A 23,450-nucleotide genomic window follows, 5' to 3' on the forward strand; every position below is an offset into this window, starting at 1 on the left:
TACGATTCATAGCGCGTTTCCTTGCTTAGTAATATTCTTTAATATACGCATACGCCCGATCAAACAAAGCCTGATCAGTATGCAGCTTGTACTTTAACAATGCCTTGCGCAATGACTTCTGCACCTCGCGTTCACCACCAATTGTTGTTTGCCACCCAGGGAAACGCACGATACGAACGATGGCATCGATGTCGGTAACGATCCGTTCGACTACCGCTGGTGTTTGATCTGTTTTCAACTCTAAGAACAGTTCGGTCAGTGCTGCTTGTGGTGACTTGTCTTGCTTCGCAGCTTCTAGATCCTTTTCTGCCTGAATAGTCTCTTTCGCGATCTTACATAACTCTTTAACGAATTCGATGGATGTGATCAGTCCTTGCTCCGCCTTATCGCGCAGATCTAGAAGTCGTTCGCTTAGTGATTTGAATCGAGGGTCGCTTGCATGCTTTTGGAATCGTTTGGCGAGCATTTTTTCAAGTTGCTTAACTTGTTTGGAGTCGGGGTTGTTGAAAATGTTTTCGATGACGTCCGCGTCTAATACGAATTCATCTAGAGTATGTACATCTCCGACATGGATGTGGTCATGAATGAGCTGGGTGGTTTGAGCACCTAGCGTTAGCCACAATAGTTTCCCCACATTATCTGATGCAGGCTTCACCGACTCATAAACTTGAGCCAACCATTTGTAATCTTGGTTGTAGAGGTTGAGTATTGTATCTGGCGACAATGACTCCCATAGTCGCGCTAAATACTTAAAATCTAACGCGAAAGCATCTTTCTTCTCAACCGTACTAATCGCATTTTGTGCAGCTTCCAAACCTTCAAAGCCATCTAGGGTTCTGTCAACCCCAGGAAAATGCGCCAGTGCATCCCTCATAGCTTGTGGTAGTTGATCACGCAGCTCTGAAAGATTGCTGATAACCTGCTTCACGCTTTGCTCATCGAATTCAAGCGCTTTTGCTGCATCATCGAATACGCCAAAGTAATCGACAATCCGGCCGAAAGTCTTCTGCGGAAATAGTCGGTTGGTGCGGCAGATTGCTTGTAATAGCGTATGGTCTTTCAGCGATTTATCTAAATACATGGTCTGCAAAATAGGCGCGTCAAAACCCGTTAGTAGCTTGGCTGTGACGATAAGAAACTGAAGCTCTGAGCCTTTATTGTTAAACTCCTCGACCACTTTCTCTTGTTGGCTTTTATCTAGGCCCCATTTTTTCTTGAAATCGAAATCGTCGTTGGCAGTCGTAGATATCACCACTCGGCTTGCCGCTTCTGGGAAGTGTTTATCAAGCTCTTCTTTGTATTGCACGCAGGCGTGACGGTCTGGTGTCACGATCATCGCCTTGAAACCTTGCGGTTCAACTTTAGTCTTGAAATGGATCGCAATATCTTCAACGATCTTCTTGACTCGTTCCGGTGATTTCAAGAAGGCTGCCATTTTGGCTGACTTTTGGTTGAGCGCATCGGCTTCCTCATCCGTCAGTGCTGTGCCTTCCTTAAACTCCGCAAAGGCTTTATCAATGGCCTCTTTATCGACATGAACGTCGACTAAGCGTGGTTCAAAATGTAGCGGTAAGGTTGCTGCATCGCGAATGGAGTCATGGAAGGTATAGCGAGACATGTAGCCACCTTCGTCCGCTTCCGCACCAAACGCCCAAAACGTATTCTTATCTGCTTTATTGACAGGTGTTCCGGTCAGACCAAACAAGAACGCATTCGGCAAAGCAGCGCGCATTTGACGGCCTAGATCGCCTTCTTGCGTGCGATGTGCTTCATCGACCAAGACGATGATGTTATCTCTGGTATTCATGTTCGGCTTCGCATCGCGGAACTTATGAATCATGGATATAATGATTTTTCGTGTATCGCGCTCCAACATCGTTTGCAGTTCTTTGATATTGTCGGTGCTCTCCACATTGGAAATATCTGCCGCATTAAACGTGCCGGATATTTGTGTGTCAAGATCCGTCCTATCTACTAGGACTAGAACGGTCGGGCTTTTGAGTGCTTGTGTTCGGCGCAGCTTTTGCGCGGCAAAGACCATGAGTAGTGATTTACCCGAGCCTTGAAAGTGCCAGATCAGTCCCTTTTTTATTTGACCTTCGACTACCCGTTCAACAATTTTGTTCGCGCCTTCGTACTGTTGAAAGCGGGGGATTACCTTCATGCGAACCTTTTTGTTGTTACTCGAAAAGAGGGTGAAGTTCCGCAAAATATCTAGCAAGCGTACAGGCGAGAGTAGGTCGGACAGTTCTCGGCCGATTTCGGCGAGCCCTAAAGCCTGAGCCAGCGCCGTGTTTTCTGATTCAATGCGCCACGGTGCCCAAAACTCCAGCGGGCAACGCACTGCACCGTAGAAGAGCTGCTTACCCTCGGTAGCAAAGGACAGAATATTGGGCACAAAGAGTTGTGGTACAGCGTTTTCGTATATGTCATGAATCTCGTGAGCACCATCGAGCCAAGAAATGGCCGGGCGAATTGGCGTTTTGGCTTCGCCTATCACCACTGGAATACCGTTGATGAAGAACACCACATCAGGAATTTTGGTTTCGCGGTGATGAATTCGGAACTGGTTCGTTACGATACCGTGGTTGTTTGCGATGTTCTCGAAATCGAAGATTCGAACCGGGCGATGAGAATTGTTTTCTCCAAAGGGCATCGACTTTTCGCCGCAGACCCACTTGAGAAACTCCTCGTTGGCTCGGACTAAACCTGTATGTGCCACCGAACTCAGAATTCCCCGTAGATTATGAATCACCTCGTCCGCGCGCTCTGGTTTTTCAGCGATTTCCGGGTTGAGGCGGATCAGTGCAGATTTGAGCTCATTTTCCAAAAGCACTTCATTCACGCTTCGATCAAGCTGTTCCGGCGAGCGATAGCGCCAGAAATGGCCGTAGCTGTTGTCGATGTTTTCGGCTACCCCAGATACAGTGGCTTGGGTGTTGAGATTGGTTCCCGAAAGTTTATGGATGATGAAATGTTCTACGGAATTGAGTTCGGTAAAGGCCATTAGAATACCTCGTTGATGAGGGATTTTTGGAGAGCTTTGGAAGAATCTAGTTTCAATTCAATTGAGTCAACTGAAGCTTCTATTGAACCAATTATTTCTTCAAATATTGCTCTGTCTTTTTCGCAGAGGATACGCAGTTTAATTGAGCCAAACTCTGTTTTGTTGATAATTGGAACTGCTGTTGTTCCAGTGCGAGCAAGGATTCTTGATTTGTGAAATCTAAGGAGATAGAGAATGTAAATTGAAGAATATTGTTTTTTGGGAATTAGCGCATTTATCTGTTGGTTCGAACAGCATTCCAACTTGTTTATCGCAACCTTTCCAATCGTTGAGCCAATACAAACCGTTAAGATTGAATTCGGCGGTATTTTTCGTGATTTTTGTGCTCCTTCTTCAGTTAGAAAACGCACATAGTTTTTTATGTAAGGGGAATCATCTATCTCTGCCGGAGATATAAAAGGAATGCTCCCGCCCCAAAATCCATCATCACTTGTTGATGGCGTGGTGCCAGTAATTACCTCGCCTAATTCCGAAATTTTTTTAACTTCATTTGCCTTCTTGAACGATTCGTAAACGAAGCATTTTTTGGAAATTTTTAACTTCTCCATAACTGATAGATTCTGCTCAATCACCTCATCCATTTCCCAGAACAGGTTCGCCAGTTCGGACTGCTGTTCTTTGGGTGGAAGAATGAATTCCTGAATTTTCAGTATGCTCCAGTTGATCGTTGGCGAAAGCCCACCGGCGGAAATATCCACGGCACGGTGCATAAATAGGTCGGAATGAAGAAAGAACGGCAGAAGTCTAGGATCAATCACTTCGGGATTCGCTCGCAAAACAAATGCGTGAGCGGAACAGATCGCTTCGGTAGTCACAACCGAGGCTTTTCGCTGATAGGCTCGGCGTTTGCCAAAAATCACATCGCCGGGATAGCATTTTAGCTTTTGCCCTTCCACATCTGAAGGCTGACCGAAGCGTTTGATGTGAATGGATTCGGCGTCGATATGTTCTAAGCCGATATAGATTTCAAGATCTGTTTCACCGGGCTCTACTCGTTCAGAAATATTTTTCACAATCTGGTCAAATCGAAAGGGTTTCCAATCTGACTTATCGAGATTTCTAAGATTGATTTTTTTCATTGTTTTGCTTCGCTCAAAGTCTGAAACAGTTCATTCATACTTAACTGTAATTTTTCAGAAGTGTCATTCCAGGCTTCCAGCGCGTCGTTAATGGAAAGATTGCTATGGTCAGAATCGACATTGCTTACATACTGTGCAATATTCAGGCTGCCTTTTTTCTCAATAACATCTTCATTACTGATCACTTTACAGAAGCCATCTTCGTCTTGAAAGTTGTGGTATGCATCGAAGATTCGTTTGATATTCTTGTGTTCAAGATAAGAAATTGACTTCTCCTGCTTCACTTCTTTGACTGCATTAATGATCAGAACTTTGCCTTTCCGATTTGGAGCTTTATTCGTTGTTGTAATGAGTAAGCACGCTTCCATCGGCGAGTTGTAAAACAGATTCGGCCCTAGCCCAATCACGCATTCCACCAAATCTTCCTCCACCATTTTCCGACGCATCTCCGCTTCCGAATCACGGAATAAAACGCCATGCGGCCATAGTGAAATAGAACGGCCATTCTTCTCATCAAGACTTTTCTGAATGTGCTGTTGAAACGCGTAATCTGCACAACCCTGAGGCGGAGTTCCCCATACATTTCTGCCATAGGGATCGCTTTCAAAGTTCTTTCTATCCCATGACTTAATCGAGTAGGGCGGGTTAGCAAGGATAACGTTGAATTTTTTCAGTTGATCATTTTCAAGCAAACCCGGATTCGCCAATGTATCGCCGCGTACAATTTGAAACTCCTCTATGCCGTGCATGAACATATTCATGCGGGCAATCGCTGAAGTAAGAAGATTGATTTCTTGCCCGTAAAGTTTGAGTGTGCGGTATTCTTTGCCTTCGCTTTTGAGATGCAAAGCGCAATTCAGTAATAAGCCACCCGAGCCGCAGGTCGGGTCATAGACACTTTCGCCCGGCTGCGGGTCCATGATCATGGTCATGAGTTTGACTACAGTGCGGTTGGTGTAAAACTCGGCTGCTGTATGGCCACTGTCATCGGCGAATTCTTTGATCAAATACTCATAGGCATTGCCTAGCTTATCATCGGGAACATTAGCGAGGCTAAGATTTTGTTGCGAGTAATGCTCAATGAGGTTAATGAGCATTGCATCGGATAAGCGTTCTTTATTAGTCCAACTGGCGTCGCCAAAAATGCCATGCAGCGTATCAGGGTTTGCCTTCTCAATTGCCCGCATCGCTTCTTGCAATGCTTGGCCAACGTTGACCGTTGTTTCGCGAACGTCGCTCCAATGCGCACCTTTTGGAACGATGAAATGATGATTTTCCGCGAACTCAGCATAAGCCAAATCGCCATTGCTCTCGGCAAGCGCGAGATCGTACTCTTCATCATAAACGTCTGAAATGCGTTTGAAGAAGAGTAGAGGGAAAATGTATTGCTTGTAATCCCCAGCGTCGATCGTACCTCGTAGCGCGACTGCCGCGCCCCAGAGGTATTTTTCTAGTTCTTGTTGCGTCATCATTCTTCGGTTTCCGTTGAATCCGGTATTGCGCTATCGAGCAAGTTCGAGAGTTGCGCAGTTAAAGTCTTTTTCCGATTGTCGATAAATTCGATGAAATCAAAAAAGCTTAGTGATTGATCTGTCTTAATGTGATTTTGCATGAGGAAGCTCTCACGGTCTGATTGGCTACGTATATTTTTTTCTAGCCATTCAGCGAAAGGTTTATCGCTCTTTTCGATATTTTGCGTTGCTTGTAAAAGCTGCAAATTACTCAAATTATTGAACTCAGATAAATAGGCTTCTATTTGCTCTTCGCTGATTCCTACTTTCTTTAAATTCCGCTTGTAAAAATGAGATTTTGGATGGATGTGGTCTTGGTGATATTTGAAATTAAAGTTTAGGCCAGGGTACAACAAGGTTAGTACGCAATAGGTTTTTGCTTGTCCATATTGCAGGTCAAGAAGGTTCTTGATGTCATCCGAACTAAACGATATTGATTTCCTGCGCCCTTTATAGTGTTGGATAATTTCATAAAGAGGGAAGCGACCTGGAAATTTATTGATCAAGTCACGCATCGCGGGATAGATCGAATCTGGTTGTCCACCGAATACGCCTTTTAGCAGCACTCGGGCAAGCCATTCTCTAATCGCTCGGCGATCAGCGTCTCTGTGGGCTGAATGAAGTATTTGATCTTCGAATTTGTTTTTGTAAATAAAATATGCCAGCGGAATAATCGTATTGGTCGCGATGAGGTTATCTCTGTTGTATCCAAACTTGGCGACGAGTTCAATCGCTGCACGAAGAGCAGCCGAGGTCTGATCCCACTGTTTTTCGATGATGGACATATTTTCTTTCGTAAAATTGTCCACTTTAAATTTAACATCGAAGTCCGCCAGTACCAGACAAGCCTTTAGAACGATATCTTTGTTAAACGAAAAGCCATCGCCAATTTTATTAATGTCATCGACAAACTCATGAATGACTTCTCGCGCATCTTTCTCTTTCCACTGCGCTGTAGCAATAGATAAGAGCAAATCTGAATAGCTTAATTTTGTGCCACCACTGTTGATACGAATAAATATTTGGAGAACTTTATCGAGTTCCTCTCCTTCTTCAAGGTAAAAACTGATAGTGCCTTTTTGATGGATGACATTAAAGAACGCGTTTAGTGTATTTATGGCGAATGTAGACTCTTGTTCTGAATAGACCGAGCTATCCATGAGTTTGTTTTGCATCAGATACATGGATGATTTTCCCATGTCTGTGATTTCAAGTATCTTCCCGCATTCGAACCAAAAATGACCTTCGCTAGACTCTGCTTCTTTTTCGGTCAAGAATTTGAAATCGTATTCCATCTCGAGATCTTCTGATTTTTTCAAAAGATTAAGATAGAGTTTCTTTTCTGGGTAGGCGTGCGCACTGCTCTTATGAAAATAGGGCATCTTCTTCGCATATGATCCAGTCAGGGCGACATACATTGACGTCATGCGCTGTTGTCCGTCTAGAATCGCAATGACGTCTTCTTCATTTTCCAGCTCGGCTTTTCGATTGTGACGGTTATCTTTCTCGTGGTATTTCTTCAGAAATTCATAAAATTGAAAATCCTTGATTTTGCTCTTATCAACCCTCCAGAAAAGAAAAGTGCTGATTGGGTAATCTCGCATCAAAGAATCGAAAAGCGTCTCTATTTGATCTGTGTCCCATACAAACTCACGTTGAATTGACGGCAGTACGTAGTTTCTTTTACGGATATTGTCGATTGCTTTTTTGATGGTAATTGGGGTTTCGTAAGCCATTACAGGAATCTCTTTAAAATAGTTTTGAATTTGTCTTCTGCTACCAAGCTCTCTTGCCACGCTGTTTTCAAATCAGCCATGGCTTGTTCAACAGTTGGTAGATTGTCTTCGATGATTTTTTCGACATACAACGGAATATTGAGGTTGTAGTCGTTAGCTTCTAGGTCCGCTAGTGACGCGACAAAGACTGAGTTTTCGATGTTTTCGAATTTTGAATACCAGTCGTAAATTTGGCCGACATGTTGAGTCTCTAGATAGTTCTGGGCGCGGCCAACGCGAACTTGATCAGATGCATCAATAAACAAGACTTTCCTTTTTCGGTCTTTTTCTTTGTTTTGTTTGAACACCATGACGCAGGCTGCGAGTTGGGTACCGTAGAAAATATTTGGACCTAGGCCTATGACTGCCTCGAGAATATCTTTTTCGATTAACGCCTGGCGAATTTTTCCCTCTGCACCTTTTCTAAATAGCGCACCGTGTGGCAGCACTACCGTCATGCGTCCTGTGCTATTCATCGACTTGACCATGTGTTGAACCCAAGCCATATCGCCGTTGCCTTGTGGAGGTACGCCAGCGATATTGCGTCCGAACGGATCATTTGCCCAGTTTTCTGAGCCCCAGTCGCTTAGAGAGAATGGCGGGTTTGCGATAACGCAGTCAAACGTCTTCAGACCGTCGGCTTCAAAAAATCCAGGGTTGCGAAGTGTATCTCCGCGAATAATCTCGAAGTCCTCGATCCCATGCAAAAACATATTCATTCTCGCAATAGAACTCGACGTTAGATTCTTTTCTTGCCCAAATAATTTTAGGGTTCTGTAGTCTTCGTTATTATGTTTAAGATGATCAACACACTCGAGCAACATGCCACCGGTGCCGCACGCAGGGTCGTAAATCGTTTCCCCTTGATGTGGATCTAAAATCAAACCCAAAAGATGCACAACAGATCGTGGTGTATAAAACTCACCCGCTTTTTTGTTTGTAAGATCAGCGAAGTGCTTGATCAGGTATTCGTATGCTTGTCCAAGCATATCTGGATCAACATATTCGCTATTTAGACTGTATTGTGAGAAGTGTTCGATTAGATCAATAAGAAGCTTATCCGAGAGCTTGTTCTTGTTGCTCCACTGCGCATCACCAAATATCCCGTAAAGGTAATCTTGATTTGCCTTCTCAATTCCGCGAAGAGCGAATTCAATAGCCTGTCCAACATTTGTTGTTTGCTCTCTTACGTCTTGCCAATGGCAGTTCGCAGGAATTTCGAATCTATGCATCTCTGGAAGCTGGGCATAGGCTTGGTCTCCATCAGACTCCAAAAGAGCGGTTCTATATTCCTCATCGTAAACGTCAGAAATGCGTTTAAAGAAAAGGAGGGGGAAAATATATACTTTAAAGTCTGAGGCATCGACTGGTCCTTTTAAGATCCAGGCCGCTTTAGATAGATATTGTTCTAGTTGCGAAAGCGTTAATTTGTTTTTGGCCATTGATTTTTGTGTCTTTTTTGACAATTTATTTTTATTGAGTTAATACGTATGTTTGATTAGTTTTTCCCTGAGGTACCAATCGACTGATTCCATTGGAGGACATTATCTTTGAAATATCGATTGTAATTGATAAGCTATCAATTATGCGCTAATGATGTTAAATATATCATTTTCATATCTACATGCAAGATAGGTTAGTTCCAATTTTCTATGTGGTTGATCAAATACAAAGAGCGTCCAGAAAAATATACTTTTTTGACAAAAATGTGAAACTAAACTCACCCCTTAGATGTTAACGAATTTAAGATGGCTCGACGCCATCTGTTGTCGCGCCAATCTATTCCAAATTTTTTCATACATATATCACCTCTTAGTAACCAAGCAATGTGCTTAGTAACTCGGCTTATTTGCCAATTTCTCCATCACAACTAAGAGGTAAATTTATGGCGCAACAATGTCCCAAGTGCGATTCAACACGCATTGTCTTGAAACATACTGGCAAAAAAACTGGCAGTGCCGTTGGAACAGTGGCAGGTACTGTCGCAGGTATTTCGGGTGCTGTCTCTGGCGCTGAAGCGGGCGCTAGTATCGGAGCATTTGCCGGCCCTGCTGGCCTCATGATCGGCGGACTAGCGGGTGCGCTCTTTGGCGGACTCATCGGCTGTTCGACTGGCTGTGTAGCTGGCGCTAAAGCGGGCGAAACGCTCGATGGCACACTTTTCGATAAATACGAATGTCTTGAGTGCGGCTATTCCTTTAGCGTAGCCGAGAGCTAACGCTACCCTTCCCTATCTTAAATATTGGCTCAATTCGTATCTAAAACATTTGGTAGATAACGAACTAAAGTATTACCCCCTGCTTCACTGTCGCGAGAAACGTTTTACATCGCAACGCTCTCCGTCCAATCCCTATTTTACCAATTGCATTTCTACTTATTTTCATTACCTTAATCAGGAGTTTTACATGTCACATCTCGTCGAATCAATGGCTTATACCAATCAAGTACCTTGGCATGGCCTGGGTAATCAACTCACTGCCAAGCAACCAATTGAAGTCTGGGCACAACAAGCAGGGATGGCGTTTGACATCAAAGAAACACCTGTACGTTTTATGACCGAGAGCATTGGCAGTCTGGGTGCAATTATGTCTTTTCCAGAACAAAAGGTGCTCTATCGCTCCGATACCAAAGCTGCCTTATCTGTAGTATCAAATCGGTATCAGGTGGTACAACCCCGCGAAATCTTAGAGTTTTATCGTGACCTCACAGAAATCTCAGGGTTTGAGTTGGAAACGGCTGGTGTACTCAAGGAAGGCCGTAAGGTTTGGGCGCTTGCTAAAACAAATCAATCGTCCGCGTTAAAAGGCAATGATGTTGTCAATGCGTATCTGCTGTTGGCGACCGCTTGTGACGGTACGTTAGCGACAACCGCGCAATTCACTAGTATTCGCGTGGTTTGCAATAACACCCTGGCGATTGCCTTAAATAATGGCACAGGCGCTGTCAAAGTACCGCATAGCACGTCCTTTGATGCACAGGCAGTAAAGAAACAATTAGGCATTTCCGTTTCCTCATGGGACGCTTTTATCTACCGCATGAAGACCCTCTCTGAGCGGAAGGTGAAGTCGCATGAAGCCATGAATTACTTTTTACGTGTCTTTACTGATCCAAATTCAACCGCTGGGGGATTATCGAATGAACGTGCGATTAAGAAGGTGCAAGCCCTCTATGATGGACATGGTAAAGGTGCGGAACTGGCTTCCTCTAAAGCGACGGCATTTGGCTTATTGAATGCTGTGACGGAATACGTTGACCATGAGCGTCGTGCGCGAAGTACGGATCACCGGCTTGAATCAGCCTGGTTCGGCCAGGGTGCGACATTGAAGCAAAAGGGGCTTGATCAGGCATTATTGATGATTGCATAAAAAATCATCCATATCGTATGTCTGATGGTGTCGTTTCATTAGATTGTTTCGCATGTACTACCCACTTTGACAGCCCGTTTGCGTTTGACGCACGGGCTGTTTTTTTTGCCGTCATTTTGGCGGTGATCTATGAATAACGATCTTCATCTGAAATGACTTTATTTATCTTACCGAATTAAGGAATCTTTTATGTCATTCACACACCACCAAGTGATTGCACCACCGCAACGGCAAACGCCACGTCCAGCGCTTAAATTAATTAAAACCAACGAGTTAAGTCGCGACCAATGGCTCGCTGTTCGTAAAGGCGGTATTGGCAGTAGCGATGCAGGTACGGCGGCTGGCCTCAATCCTTACCAGTCGCAACTAGAGCTATGGATGATCAAAACCGGGCGGGATACCTCATTACCAAAGGTCGATCCGAATGACGAGGATAGTCCCATGTACTGGGGAACCCTATTAGAGCCTATCGTTGCGGCACACTACACCAAACGAACAGGCAATCGGGTACGTAAGATCAATGCTGTTCTACAGCATCCCGATACAGACAAGTCTTGGATGCTGGCCAATATTGACCGAGAAGTGATGGGCGCTTCGGACGTACAGATTTTGGAGTGTAAAACAGCGGGAGAATTCGGTGCACGATTATGGCGTGATGGTGTGCCGGACTATGTCGTCTGTCAGGTTCAGCATCAATTAGCGGTGACGGGTAAGGAAGCGGCGGACGTGTGTGTTTTGATTTGTGGCCAGGAAATACGCATTCATCGCATTGAACGGGATGATTTATTGATTGAGCGTTTAATCGCACTAGAACGGCAATTCTGGCACTACGTCGAAACAGATACACCACCACCCGCTGATGGCTCTGCATCAGCCGACATGGCATTACGATGTTTGTATCCGCAGGATAGAGGCAACGTCATTGATTTAAGGGAGGAGAGAAATCTATCCGCCATCTTTGCTGATCTGGTGTCAGTGCGCGACGCCATTGCTAACCATGAAGCGATTGAGACGCAATTGCGGCAGACTTTGCAGCAGCACATGGGGGACGCCAGCGTTGCACTGTTTGAGACAGGCAAAATTAGCTGGAAACGTTCTAAAGACAGTCAAAGTGTTGATATTAACCGATTACAAAAAGAGCAAACGGCATTGGTAAGTCAGTATGCCATGACGAAGCCAGGTAGTCGGCGTTTTTTGATTTCGACATGAGCTTATATCAAATTGATTTGTTCAGCGTCATTCCTCACCACTTAAGCCATACCCAAGATAAAAGCGGATCACTCATCGAGTGTTTCGCTTTTTTTATTTCATATATTTTTTCAGTAGTGTCCCAACGTTTCTCATAGGAGAGACATCTGTTTCGGTTGATTTTCACCATCAGATAAATTTGATGGCGGCGTAAGTAGTTGATTTAAAGGTGTTGTTTCAAACATAGTTAAACTCAAGATTTGTAGAATTTCATAAAGGCTGTGCGGCAAATGCAACCGTTTTTTCACGATGGCGATAAGAACATAAGTTGCGACGGCGATCCATATTTGGGTTTTGACGGCGTTTTCGCTGGTTCCCAAAAAGGATTTGATACGCAAATGTTGTTTGATCCATTTGAAGAACAATTCGACTTGCCAGCGTTGCTTGTACAGCGCGGCGATCAGCTCCGGTTTGAGCGCAAAATTGTTGGTCAAAAATACGAGGCGTTTGCCGTTCTCGTCTTTGACGACAACGCGCCGCAACGTGCTTGGATAATCCTTGCTTGCGTAATACAACGGCAGCTCTCCAGTTTGGTCGCAGATGAGATTGGTGCTGGCTCGGTCGACCGGATGGGAGTACCGGCGCTTGAATTTGGTGTTGCTCTTTGCTCTCGTTACAAAGAAAGCGTTCAGCTCGTGGAGTCGATGCAGTCGTTTGAAATCCAGGTAGCCGCGATCCATCAGATAAAACGCACCTGGCTCGATAGCCAGATCGTCCAGGATATTGACTTCGTGGGTCTTGCCGTCGGTGATATGAATAAAGGTCGGGATCGAGCCGCGCAGATCGAGCAACGTATGCAATTTGATCGCGGCTTTGGTGGAGCGAAACGGCGCCCATGGATGTACGGACAAACACAGATCGATTGTGGTTGCATCGAAGGCATACACAGTGGCATCCAAATCGATCCCCATCGGTTCTTCGGCATACAGAGGCCGAGCCATCGCAATCAAATGCTGCGCAAAATCGGCATAAATCTGCCACGGACGAGTGGCATTCGCGTTCGACAGCGTATTGCGGGAAATGGTTTCGCACCGAAATCCCATGTGATAAAGCCGGTGCGCTTGCGCCCGCAGATTGACCTAGATATCGCGCAGGGATTCTCGGTAGGTCAGTTGAGCGAATGCCATCGCGAAGAATTGATCCAGACAAGAAAAATTCTTGACCTTGTGTTCGCCACGGTGCGCCGCAACGCATCGACGAAACGTGGTCAATGGCAGATAAGTCATGATCTGCGAAAAAACGAGTTTGCCATGATGCATAGGAGCCTTGAGCGGAAATCCGCAAAAAGCGCCTATTTTGCGCCTCGACGTTCAAATCGAGACCAAACAAATTCATCATTTTATGCAAGTAAATCATTAACTTACAAGCTCCTGGCGTGAGAACGTTGGGACACTACTGATATTTTTTGCATTTTTAGATTTTACTTAACTAGGAGCCGAACATGATTAAAGGACTTGCTATCACACCACCAGTTCTGGGAAGAATATCGATTGGGAAAGTGATTGAGAGAAATGGTAAACGTCTTCCAGAAAAAGATGATCAATTTACGATCACGTCGCAAGTACAGAGCCGCGATGGATGGGTTGCGCACCCAATCGATGAAGAATTGCGTCAAGCCGCTCCAAATGGGAAGTTGCGCTCGATTCCTGTTCGTGTCTTATTCAATGATCCCGATTTGAATCTACGTGCGGAATATAGTTTATTTGATCGTCAGAATGGACGGCCTTTATGCGTTGGTAATGGAGAAACGTGCAAACGGCTCACTGCGAGTGGCATGCAAACACTACCTTGTCCGGCACCGGAAAGCTGCGAGCTTGCAAAGGGACAGGCTTGCAAACCATATGGGCGCTTGAATGTCCAGATAGGTGATGAAGATGACGTGGGAAGTTTCATTTTTAGGACGACAGGCTTTAATAGTATCCGTTGCCTAACTGCTCGTCTCCATTACTACAAGGCAGTCTCGGGCAATCTCTTAGCGTGCTTACCACTGGAATTACGTTTGAGAGGTAAAAGCACCACGCAAAGCCATCGATCTGCAATCTACTATGCTGACCTGACAATACGCGATGGCATGAGTTTGGAAGCAGCAATTCAAATGGCAAAGCAACTCCACGCACACAGACAAGCTGGTGGATACATGCAGGAAGACTTAGATCAGACAGTGCGTGAAGGATTTGCCAATGGTGCGTTTGAGGATAGTGAAGAAGATGCGAGCGACATTGTCGAGGAATTCTTTAATGCATCGGCGGTAGATATATCAATAACCAACGATCTGATGCCTTCTAGCCCGGAAACTGTGAATGCCTCGAAACCAAAACTGAAACCTAAGCTCATGGAAAAGTTGGAACAAAGAGCCGCGTTACTGCCCTCAGCTCAGTCGAATTAAACATTCTCCTCTGAACAAACAGCCGTTCTATTGAATATAAAACTTCATAAAAGCGGTTTCGCCAAAGCATAACTCCCTCGATGGGAGTTTTTTTATGACCTAGCCATGGATGCGTGTCGGCAATAAAACGAACACAAATCCATGGCTTAACCACAATTTCGATTTTTTAAATTGATAGGTGAATCATGACAAAGCAACATACTGCATTAGCAGCAAACACAAACAACGCGCTAAAAAACTCGGCACCAACACAAGAACCTATCCCTCTTTTCCCTTTAGGCAAAGTGGTTGCAACACCAAATGCGCTAGCTTGCCTGACCAACTACTCGCGCATGACCGAGCAGTTACTCTTACGGCATCAATCTGGGGACTGGGGTGATGTGCATGAGGAAGATGCAGAAGCCAATGTTGATGCGGTCAACAACAGTCATCGCATTATATCGAGCTATGTAATTAACCCATCAGGTCAGATGATCTGGATCATTACGGAGGCTGATCGCAGTGTAACAACATTACTTTTGCCGGATGATTACTGAAATTATTAGATTTTTTAGAAAATCGAATGACGTCTTCAATCAAAATCAAAACAGTGAAAAGTTGGTTTACCTTAACCGCGTCTTTTTCTGTTGAATAACTATTTTAGCTGGGTTTACTCTTCTCGCTATCCCATCAGGTTTCAATGAGATATTAATAGGCGCAAACAAGTCTGAAAGCGTGATATCTAGGGCATAACACAAATTTGCCAAAGTCAAAACAGAAGGATTTCCAACACCTCGTTCTATTTGAGAAATGTAAGTCCTATCTACCTCTGCGTAAAACGCCAAAGTTTCCTGCGATTTGTTACTTGCAATCCGCAGCTTTTTTAGATTTTTACCGACCGCTGTGCAAACAGTATTTCGCTTATCAACGGTCGATTTCTTTGTAGGAGGATTCATGGGCATTTATCATGCCCATTTGTTGATTGATTAACGACGGCATATAAACAACGTTTACTTGTTTATTATATTCAACATATAATTCTTATTCTTGCTTAACTCTTAACACTCGCTATTTCATTCTCGTTGAATATTTCAAATAAAGTGGCTATGCATGAATTCAATTCTTCTGAGACTGTTGTATTCGCAAAGTTCCTCTCGAATACCTAGCATAGACTGAGCCCCAAGAGGAAGGCATAAATTTTTAAAGGTTACTCCATGCTGTCAACTTATCGCCATTTTCACTTTAAAGTCCTACCAATATTTATGCTCACCATATTGAGTGGGTGCAATCCAAAACCACCAGCTTGTGGTGATGAACAAACCCAGTCAGCATTGCGCAGTACCCTTGTTGAACAAACCCAAAAGATAGTTGCGAACATGCAGCCAGGCGCAGAAACTAGCGGACAGGCTGGTTTCAAAAGCTATTTTTCGGGACTAGTAATCGGTTTATCGAACATCACTTCAGACGGTTACGATTCGAATGCCAAGAAGTATAGCTGCCACGCTCAAGTCACATTCAACGGCAATAATTTCCCAAATGAATCAATACTGCCAATTGACTACCACACGCAATCAACAGAAGACTCCGCGTCACAAAAATGGGTATTGCAGTTGGATGGAAAACCAGAACTTGTCAATGTTCTAGCGAAAGAAGCAATTAAAAATCTAGAGGCACAAAATAAAGCGTCAAAGCTTAAAACAATAGAAATAGCACCGAGCGATGCAGTTTATTTTGAGAAAGAAAACACAGGGAAAGATACAACTCCAATCAGAATTGCAACGCGGTTTGGAACGTTATCTGTCAGCACAGAGGACAAACTTTTACTTAACGGTAGGCCAACTACACCACAACTTGATGGAAATAATGATCTCACCCTTTTAGATACGAAGAGTGTCGGTGACCAGGACATCGTACTCATTAAAAATACTGGTGGCAGTGGATGTCCCGCCACGTTCTATTTTGTTCAACTCAGCAAAACTGGCCTATCAATCTCAAAAGAATTTGGAACCTGTTCGGATGCGTACCACCTTAATCAAACAGGCAATAGTTTAAACGTCACTATGCCTGGATTTCTTGGCCCATTTGAACCAGAACAAAACCGATCTGCAGCAGAAAAACAGAAGCATACATTTACTTTAGACAACGGCATTCTCAGTGAAAATGGAAAACCACTCTGAACGTCCCAAGGACAAAACATCTAGACCGTACATTGCAGTGCTAATGCGATAGATGTGAATAGCACTCGCTTTCGCCAGCGATGCTTTGCGGCATTCACCCTTCCCCTCGAGGCCATCTTGAATACTGATCACTACAATAATGAATTAATAAGTATTTTACAAAAACATCAAAGCGGAAGTTTTTATGTTGGGACTTACTTGCCGCCTGAAAAAGTACGTAATGCCACTGCGCACTTTCCTATTCCGCGACAAGAGACAATTCTCGGACTAATTGACTGTACCGTATTTGGCTCTTGCAAAAACGGACTAGCCATTACCAATAACGGCCTGATTTGGAAAAATGACTGGGCGACAGATTCAGCACGAACATCATTAACTTGGCGAGAGCTTATCGATCTCAAAGAGTCTATACAAGCGCTCGAGTTTAAAGTCATTTTTGCTCACAACATACATCTCGGCTTGGCTGGAAGTTCTGTAAAACCTACAAATTTTATTGCACTCTGCTATGAATTAATCGACTTCTTTGTAAGCACAGAATCGATACATCAACAACATCATCAAGATGATACAAACAATGACGATATTGATCCCAGTCTATTGAGTAAATGCATATTGATTAAGTTGGTTGCAAGATTCGTCAAATCTGACGGGGCCATTTCGCGAAAGGAGATTGACTTTATAGAAGAGCTTTTTGACGTCATGAGTAACCACGATGCGACTGAAAAAAGGATCTTCATTAATTTCTTCAACAAGGTAAAAGACATGTCAACGCCTTTCGAAGAAATTACCAATGCACTGCGCCAAAACCCAGCTACTGACGATGAAGATTTTTTCTCTGGGGTCTATGAATTGCTGTGGGAACTAGCATTAATTGATGGGCAATTAAGTCCCATTAAACACGATCTACTGAAAACGCTTCGCTGGCAATTAGGACTTCATCAATCGGCTTACGAAGAAAGTGCTGCAGATCACTTGGGAGCAGGCTTCAACAAAGATTCAAAACCTAAGGGCAACGAAGTTCACTTAACCCATCTCAATAGCTATTTCGAGCTCCTCGGCTGCGCGTGTAACTCATCCGATACCGAGATCAAAACGGCCTACCGACGAAAGATGTCCGCGCTTCACCCTGACAAACTTCAGTCGAAAGATTTGGCAGAAGAATTATTGCAATTTGCCAATCAACAAGTACAGAAAATCAATGTGGCTTACGAAGAAATAATGAAATCTCGAAACTATTAATTCACCCCATTTAGTCAATTTATCCAGGAGAAAATCATGACTTTAAAACAAAGAGTAATTTCAATTTATCTTGCATTAACCGTCTTATTCGGTCTATACGGCTGGTTGTTTGGGCAATCGAGTAACAAGGGACTTTTTTATAACCTTGGAATAGGCCTAGTCTGGCCTACTATTATTTTTCCAGCACTTGGAACTGCAATTTCAACGATCTTAATCGTGATAATTGTTATCCTTGTTCTCGTATTGGGGAAAAATACCAGTAACTAATCCGAACTAATAAAAATCAATACAGCGAGACCATTATTACTGATCTCACTGTATTGAACGTTTTCACCTCTTTCACAATTAATTTTATGCGGTTACGACAGTTCCCTGAACGAGACAGGTGCCGTAATATTTGGCAGGCATAGTAGCATTACAAGGAAAGCAACACTTTTACCTCTATGTCCACTCCGGTTGTTTGACATGAATATTTTTATCTAATTTTTCACTCATGGTTCTAGATAAATATTGTTTTTGTCGATTTAATTTAATATTGATAAATGAACTAAAATTTTCAGCTTATGTAAATCAACGCCTCATTTTCCTATTGGCACCGATAAATTTACCGTCAAAGCACCCCATAGTCAGGCAAAGGGCGCCACTCTTGCTTACGAGGCCTACCCAATTTGACATTTGGAATTTCAGGCATCACGCCTCGTTTAATTGTTTTGATTTGATCTCCCGTCTTAACCTTGATCATCTGCTCGGTCTTGCAAGCGTATTTGACAATCTGCTCATGTACGTTACGACGCCCCTCCTCATCGCTACCATGAATTAACCCAACAGCACATCGGCCTAAACTTTTAAAGTCAGCACTGTGCTTATTGCAGTTCCAATAATCGCCATCTCCGTTGGTGACTTTATCCCTCCAATACTCTCCTATCTGCTGCGCTAAATAAATGTGACTCGATGGCTTACATACAGAGCCGTTAAAGAATAAGGTTACGTGGGAATGCACACCCTTCTCAATCCCATATTCCAACTTCACGATACGTCCTACCACGCCATTGAATAATTGATTGCCTCGCATGTTGTCAAATAAATGACCGAGATCATCATTCAACCGATGTAAAGAAGGAAGAACTAACAAATTTTTTCGATAAAACAAGTCTAAACGAATCACAACCAATCGATCATTGGTAGCAAATAAAGCCTCGGTATATTTGCAGTACTCATTGAGGCGCTGGGTAGCCTCATAGGCTATGACATTCAATATAGTCTTTACCGATGGGGTCTGGCATTGAATGAAAACATGTTTCAAATTAGCTGTAAAGATACAGAAAACTCTCGCCTCCCATTCAATGATTGAACCTAGACTGCATTCTCGCTTCAATTTTTCCCATTTTTCACTGAGTTGCTGCAATTTCGCTCTACGACAGCTACCTTTAAATATATCAACGTAGGGGTGATATCTATACTCTTTCGGCAAACGGTCTACCACGTCGATAAAATCTACAACTATCTGCATTACTGACTGTTGCCAGTCATCTGCGTTAGCACGAAGATATGGTTTTAGAAAGGTCTCAAGAGTCGGTATAGCTTGCGCTTGGATCATGGCATGCAAACACACATACAACTTGTCCAAGCTGTCTACCGCATTAAATTGATGTGTCACTTCGTTTGATAGACGTGGCAATACAATGCCACTCTCAGAAGAGATAGGTAAGGTCGATTTCATAGTAAATACAATTGAAAAATAAATAACAGACCTAGTACGGTCTTTGTTCGATGATGAGAATTGCTACCAGATAGTGGTAGCACGTTTGATGTATCGAGTTACTACAGAGCACTTCTGAGTAGTGCAATGAATGGGTTCAAACAGGTGTGACCGATTCAAAATTGGTCTACACGTCAGTGCGTGTAAAAGACCAACCAACATTGCTGATTTGCGTCGTCACGCAATGATCACTGGTTCAATATGTGATTCAGTTCTTTGAGTAACTTTAGAAGTTGACTGATTGCTTCAAGGGAAACTAGCGACTATGATCAGATCAAAACAATATGCTTTCTTGGTAGAAATTACCAATACACATCACTATCTTTGCATTTGCTTTATTCATAATAGATATCAATTGATATCTTGCTCTTTATGTCTAACTTTATATTTGGTAATTATTAATCATATAAATAACCGAAATGCGATCAGGTACTGATTCCCGAGGTTTTGTGTTTCAAAGTATAAAATTGAACAGGCTGGGATGGTGAAATGAAAGAAGTCATTTATACACAGTTGGCTGTGAAATAAACACAATGAGCAACTGTCAGTTTATTGACGCTGACTGCTGACAGTAGCGCGATGTTTATCCATACCATAACTTCAGACTCAAGCTGACACTTCCCCTGACAGTGGATAACAGCGAAATGGGTTTCGAAAAATTAGGATCATACTGTTTAGCATTTTTATATATACGTGCATAGACACTGCTGCGCTTAAAATCGGTGATAGCTTTCATTTGCTGTAAACGTACGATGCGATGTGTGACGGTGGTATTCATGGTGTGAGCCTCTGAGTGCAGCACTAGCTAGGTGGTAGGCGCGGATTGTAAAGATAGAAGAGAAATTCAGTCGCAGGACTGAACAGAACACGAAGCCCTAGCCAAACGCAGAGAAAGGGACATTAGGGTTTGAATTTGACGATGCTTTCTGGTGACGTTCGTTGCGGTTCGTCTGCCCCACACCATCACCATTGATGATATTTTTGTACTCTGATATTTTAGCCATCATAATCGGCACGTTTGCATAACGGGTTATTTTCGAGGACGGTAGATCGTAATGCTTCTATTTTTGTGGTGCTGTACATTCTGAATACCTTCACCGCAATAGGGCAATGAACAATTTTCGGTGTAAGCTATTTTTGATATTTTTGCTATTCGTAGCGGGAATAGCAAAAATAGCGAAGGGAAATGCTTTAAAAAAATGATTGGTTCAAGATTCTTTGTTCAAGTAATTCCCCAAACCCGTAACCAGGAAGGAGACGGGAATTTCACGAGGGGCTGTTGACGTTTGGTGCTAACGCTTTAAAAGAAAAGTGCAAACTCGTATTGTTGAGGCTCTCACATCAATGGTAGTTATGGCAAAGCGCATCAACACGTTACTAGCGCAACAAGTCAGAATGCCGAAGCCATTACCAAGAGCTGCGCCGGCAATACCACAAAAATCCACTTAGCGTTGAATGCTCATGGTCTGCCTTTTGGATTAGACATCACTGGCGGCGAGGTCAACGACTGCTCGTAAGCACCATAACAGCCGGCCCAACTGCTAGGTGCTGAGGTGTTCGTCGCCGACAAAGGCTATGACAGCGAGCGCGTCCGGGAGCAGATTGAAGGGTAGGAAAAACGGGCGGTCATTCCCGGAAAATCGAATTCAGTCAAGGGGAAAGTCGGCATATATTCGAGTCAGTGCCGCTACCGATATTTGGTAGAAAACACTTTGCCTAACTCAAACATCACCGGGCATTCGCCAAACGGTATGACAAATTGAAAAGAAACTACGAAAGCATGGTTGCCATCGCTTGTGGTTTTTTATGGCTGCCGATGTGAAACGTCAACAGCCCATGCCTAACTGAAATGAATAGAATTTAATTCTACAAAGAGTGTCTTACCATATCGAATATATCGGATCCAGTCATAAGACATCAGCAACTGTAAAGCTTTTTCCAGACGCTCTTTATTGCGTAATGGATTTGGCCCACGCTGACGGATAAAATTTTTTTTGACAGTAAAATAACCTTTACCTCGGATCTCGGTTCGCAACCAAGACGCCAAGAGAGTAGTGTCAGCCTGCGTCTCGGACAGCTCCGGAGTAGCGTTAAAGAACCGTGTGAACCCGAGTGTATACCAACTACAGACACGTGCGGCACGATCCACGGTATCAAATGAAATTAATCCTTCGCTCCCCTGGACCCAATGAAATAGAGCAGCCATACGCGCGAGATTTTCTGCCGCTTTGGCTGCATAATCTTTGAAATCAGATAGATAACCGCCCGGTGCCACGAACGATTCGATGGTATTGTAGGCATCTACCCAGCGTTGTTTTGCCTCCGGCGAGAATTCCAGGACAACATTGTCAACAATCTGACCAGAGTCCAAGTTCGCAACACTTTGGTTCAGGATATCGGTCAAACGCGCCTGAAGTACGGGCAAATGCTGCCAAGAAGGGAGCTGGTTCCGGATATAACGCTTGCCTTGTGTAGATTGAGGTTCCGCAACAAGGAAGCGTGCAAGAAAACCGATGCTTCTTGCTTCATCGTCACGTTTATTGCAAAATTTTTTCATCGCCTTTTTTTGTACCATTAACGAGATAGTAAGACGAGCATTCGTGACAACGAAGCTTTCCGAACTGCGGCGATCAATAGTGAGCGCCCCCCCGCTCCACAAAGTGTTAGCCATACTGAAATTTTTGGTGGCGGCATTCCCCAGCACGCTCCCGCCCTCATCTGAAACAATGCCTGCGGATGGCCAGTGTTTATGCAGACCTAAGGCAACAGCCTCCGGGGTTGCATCGTTATATATAAGTTTAATGAGACGAGGGGGTTGCGGTTGCTTTGCCATATGATCAGCGAGACACTGGCTAATAGGGTCACTCGGTTCTCCTTTCGTTGTGGCTTTGTCAATGCTACGTAAAATTGCTTTTTGTGCGATTTCCCAAGCTAGTTTCTCTACCTGATATTGCAGCAAATCACGTTGAAATTTTTCTGCTTGAATTGCCTCAAAAGTACGAATCGGTTTGGTAAATAACTGATCTGCAGTTGTTTTACGCTCACCAGACTCAGCGATCGTAAGCATAAAAAGCGAACACGGTGACTCCATACCAGTTGGCCGGCGCACATTGACTCTATGCTGGCATGCCAAAGATATAGCGCCCAGCGCCGACGAGGCGATAAGTGCCATAGGAGCCTGGGTATTTGTCTCCACCTCCATTACAGCATGTTTTAATATGTCCGGCAATGCGTCTACCGGGAATTCATCTGGAACGTAATAAGTCATATTTTCTATTTCTCCATTGTTGTGATACATCTGGTACCAGCTGTCTTAAGCGAGGAGCGACTATCTGCTCGCAGCATCTTCAACAATCGATCTATCATTGATCGAATTAATTCTGCTGCGTTCCTCTAATGTTTGCGTGTCCTTCCCTCTGATGTTTGCGGGTCCTTTCTTCTGCTGTTCTGTGTTTTTGGGTTGATGGGACAATTCGCACTACATAACCTAATCACCTGCTATCGACACTTTTTGCCGCCTTTTACAGGTGAAGCGTTATACTCTCCTTTCATTTCCCCTCGAATTTTGAGTGTTTGTTTCTAAGTTCCCAGATCATCTTTTGATTGGTTTTAAATAGTTATTGGCAATATTTTTCTGCCCTCCTGTAGTGCTTTTCTGAGTTCGCCAACATTCCATCGCGTATGTGCACCGAAACGACGCGGCTCTGGAATTTCCTTCCGGCGCAATCTCGCCCAGATCGTCGGTGTCTTGCAACCGAAGAGCGCTGCGACGGTATGAACGTCTACATGCGCCGCAGAAGGAAGATTGTCAAAATTGGATAAATCGTTTGTGCTCAAGTGACCTCCGTTATATTTCATCGTTCTT

Annotated in this window: 18 protein-coding genes and 2 pseudogenes; 9 read left to right on the top strand and 11 right to left on the bottom strand. The window is 43.8% G+C overall.

Annotated elements, in window-relative coordinates; all coding sequences use genetic code 11:
* Positions 1-25 precede the first annotated feature (25 nt).
* Genes H8K32_RS16705 through H8K32_RS16725 form a run of 5 tightly spaced genes read right to left on the bottom strand, consistent with a single transcriptional unit; the run spans position 26 to position 8,874 of the window.
* The gene (locus H8K32_RS16705; protein WP_186913696.1) at positions 26-3,007 is read right to left on the bottom strand and encodes a type I restriction endonuclease subunit R; all 2,982 of its coding nucleotides are present in this window, start codon (positions 3,005-3,007) and stop codon (positions 26-28) included.
* Positions 3,007-4,146 carry a restriction endonuclease subunit S gene (locus tag H8K32_RS16710; protein ID WP_186913697.1) on the bottom strand — a complete coding sequence of 380 codons (1,140 nt, stop codon included), beginning with the start codon at positions 4,144-4,146 and terminating at the stop codon, positions 3,007-3,009. Before H8K32_RS16710 ends, H8K32_RS16705 begins: the two co-directional genes overlap by 1 nt.
* Positions 4,143-5,618 (bottom strand): type I restriction-modification system subunit M, encoded by a 1,476-nt coding sequence (locus tag H8K32_RS16715; protein ID WP_222613160.1) that lies wholly within the window; start codon positions 5,616-5,618, stop codon positions 4,143-4,145. Before H8K32_RS16715 ends, H8K32_RS16710 begins: the two co-directional genes overlap by 4 nt.
* Entirely contained in the window at positions 5,615-7,453 is a 1,839-nt protein-coding gene (locus H8K32_RS16720; protein ID WP_222613161.1) for a DUF262 domain-containing protein, read from the bottom strand. Before H8K32_RS16720 ends, H8K32_RS16715 begins: the two co-directional genes overlap by 4 nt.
* A complete protein-coding gene (locus H8K32_RS16725) occupies positions 7,393-8,874 on the bottom strand; it encodes a type I restriction-modification system subunit M (protein ID WP_186913698.1) in 1,482 nt (493 codons plus the stop codon). The genes H8K32_RS16720 and H8K32_RS16725 overlap by 61 nt, the downstream gene beginning before the upstream one ends.
* A gap of 443 nt (positions 8,875-9,317) precedes the next feature.
* Here H8K32_RS16725 and H8K32_RS16730 point away from each other — a divergent pair, with 443 nt between their 5' ends.
* From H8K32_RS16730 to H8K32_RS16740, 3 genes are all read left to right on the top strand, one after another.
* Entirely contained in the window at positions 9,318-9,650 is a 333-nt protein-coding gene (locus tag H8K32_RS16730) for a hypothetical protein (protein WP_186913699.1), read from the top strand.
* A 187-nt stretch (positions 9,651-9,837) separates the two neighbouring features.
* Positions 9,838-10,797 (top strand): DUF932 domain-containing protein, encoded by a 960-nt coding sequence (locus H8K32_RS16735; protein ID WP_186913700.1) that lies wholly within the window; start codon positions 9,838-9,840, stop codon positions 10,795-10,797.
* A gap of 189 nt (positions 10,798-10,986) precedes the next feature.
* Positions 10,987-12,006, top strand: a complete 1,020-nt coding sequence (locus H8K32_RS16740; RefSeq protein WP_186913701.1) for a YqaJ viral recombinase family nuclease — start codon at positions 10,987-10,989, stop codon at positions 12,004-12,006.
* A 131-nt stretch (positions 12,007-12,137) separates the two neighbouring features.
* On the opposite strand, the pseudogene H8K32_RS16745 reads toward H8K32_RS16740, so the two are convergent.
* Positions 12,138-13,304, bottom strand: a pseudogene (locus H8K32_RS16745) (IS4 family transposase).
* A gap of 182 nt (positions 13,305-13,486) precedes the next feature.
* Between H8K32_RS16745 and H8K32_RS16750 the strand changes: the two are divergent.
* A complete protein-coding gene (locus H8K32_RS16750) occupies positions 13,487-14,431 on the top strand; it encodes a recombination directionality factor (protein WP_222613162.1) in 945 nt (314 codons plus the stop codon).
* A gap of 185 nt (positions 14,432-14,616) precedes the next feature.
* The gene (locus H8K32_RS16755) at positions 14,617-14,967 is read left to right on the top strand and encodes a hypothetical protein (protein WP_222613163.1); all 351 of its coding nucleotides are present in this window, start codon (positions 14,617-14,619) and stop codon (positions 14,965-14,967) included.
* A gap of 66 nt (positions 14,968-15,033) precedes the next feature.
* Here H8K32_RS16755 and H8K32_RS16760 read toward each other — a convergent pair whose 3' ends face one another.
* Positions 15,034-15,366: a helix-turn-helix domain-containing protein gene (locus tag H8K32_RS16760; protein ID WP_186913702.1), complete on the bottom strand. Its 333-nt coding sequence runs from the start codon at positions 15,364-15,366 to the stop codon at positions 15,034-15,036.
* Between the two features lie 258 nt (positions 15,367-15,624).
* Here H8K32_RS16760 and H8K32_RS16765 point away from each other — a divergent pair, with 258 nt between their 5' ends.
* From H8K32_RS16765 to H8K32_RS16775, 3 genes are all read left to right on the top strand, one after another.
* Positions 15,625-16,587, top strand: a complete 963-nt coding sequence (locus tag H8K32_RS16765) for a hypothetical protein (RefSeq protein ID WP_186913703.1) — start codon at positions 15,625-15,627, stop codon at positions 16,585-16,587.
* A gap of 117 nt (positions 16,588-16,704) precedes the next feature.
* On the top strand, positions 16,705-17,826 hold the full coding sequence (locus tag H8K32_RS16770; protein WP_186913704.1) for a DnaJ domain-containing protein: 1,122 nt from the start codon (positions 16,705-16,707) through the stop codon (positions 17,824-17,826).
* Positions 17,827-17,862: 36 nt separating this feature from the next.
* Complete coding sequence (locus H8K32_RS16775) at positions 17,863-18,093, top strand: hypothetical protein (protein WP_186913705.1); 231 nt, start codon at positions 17,863-17,865, stop codon at positions 18,091-18,093.
* Positions 18,094-18,436: 343 nt separating this feature from the next.
* Here H8K32_RS16775 and H8K32_RS16780 read toward each other — a convergent pair whose 3' ends face one another.
* Both H8K32_RS16780 and H8K32_RS20755 read right to left on the bottom strand, forming a co-directional pair.
* The gene (locus H8K32_RS16780) at positions 18,437-19,546 is read right to left on the bottom strand and encodes a hypothetical protein (RefSeq protein ID WP_186913706.1); all 1,110 of its coding nucleotides are present in this window, start codon (positions 19,544-19,546) and stop codon (positions 18,437-18,439) included.
* A gap of 622 nt (positions 19,547-20,168) precedes the next feature.
* Positions 20,169-20,363, bottom strand: a complete 195-nt coding sequence (locus H8K32_RS20755) for an AlpA family phage regulatory protein (RefSeq protein WP_186913707.1) — start codon at positions 20,361-20,363, stop codon at positions 20,169-20,171.
* Positions 20,364-20,925: 562 nt separating this feature from the next.
* Between H8K32_RS20755 and H8K32_RS20465 the strand changes: the two are divergent.
* Positions 20,926-21,407: pseudogene (locus H8K32_RS20465) on the top strand (IS5 family transposase); the annotation flags it as partial.
* A gap of 18 nt (positions 21,408-21,425) precedes the next feature.
* Here H8K32_RS20465 and H8K32_RS16790 read toward each other — a convergent pair.
* Together H8K32_RS16790 and H8K32_RS16795 are read right to left on the bottom strand one after the other, a co-directional pair.
* Positions 21,426-22,853, bottom strand: a complete 1,428-nt coding sequence (locus H8K32_RS16790; RefSeq protein ID WP_186913708.1) for a YfjI family protein — start codon at positions 22,851-22,853, stop codon at positions 21,426-21,428.
* A 341-nt stretch (positions 22,854-23,194) separates the two neighbouring features.
* Positions 23,195-23,422 (bottom strand): helix-turn-helix transcriptional regulator, encoded by a 228-nt coding sequence (locus H8K32_RS16795; RefSeq protein ID WP_246447437.1) that lies wholly within the window; start codon positions 23,420-23,422, stop codon positions 23,195-23,197.
* Positions 23,423-23,450: the final 28 nt, after the last annotated feature.

The sequence above is a fragment of the Cognatundibacterium jejuense genome, assembly GCF_014284255.1.
GTDB lineage: Bacteria > Pseudomonadota > Gammaproteobacteria > Burkholderiales > Burkholderiaceae_D > Undibacterium > Undibacterium jejuense.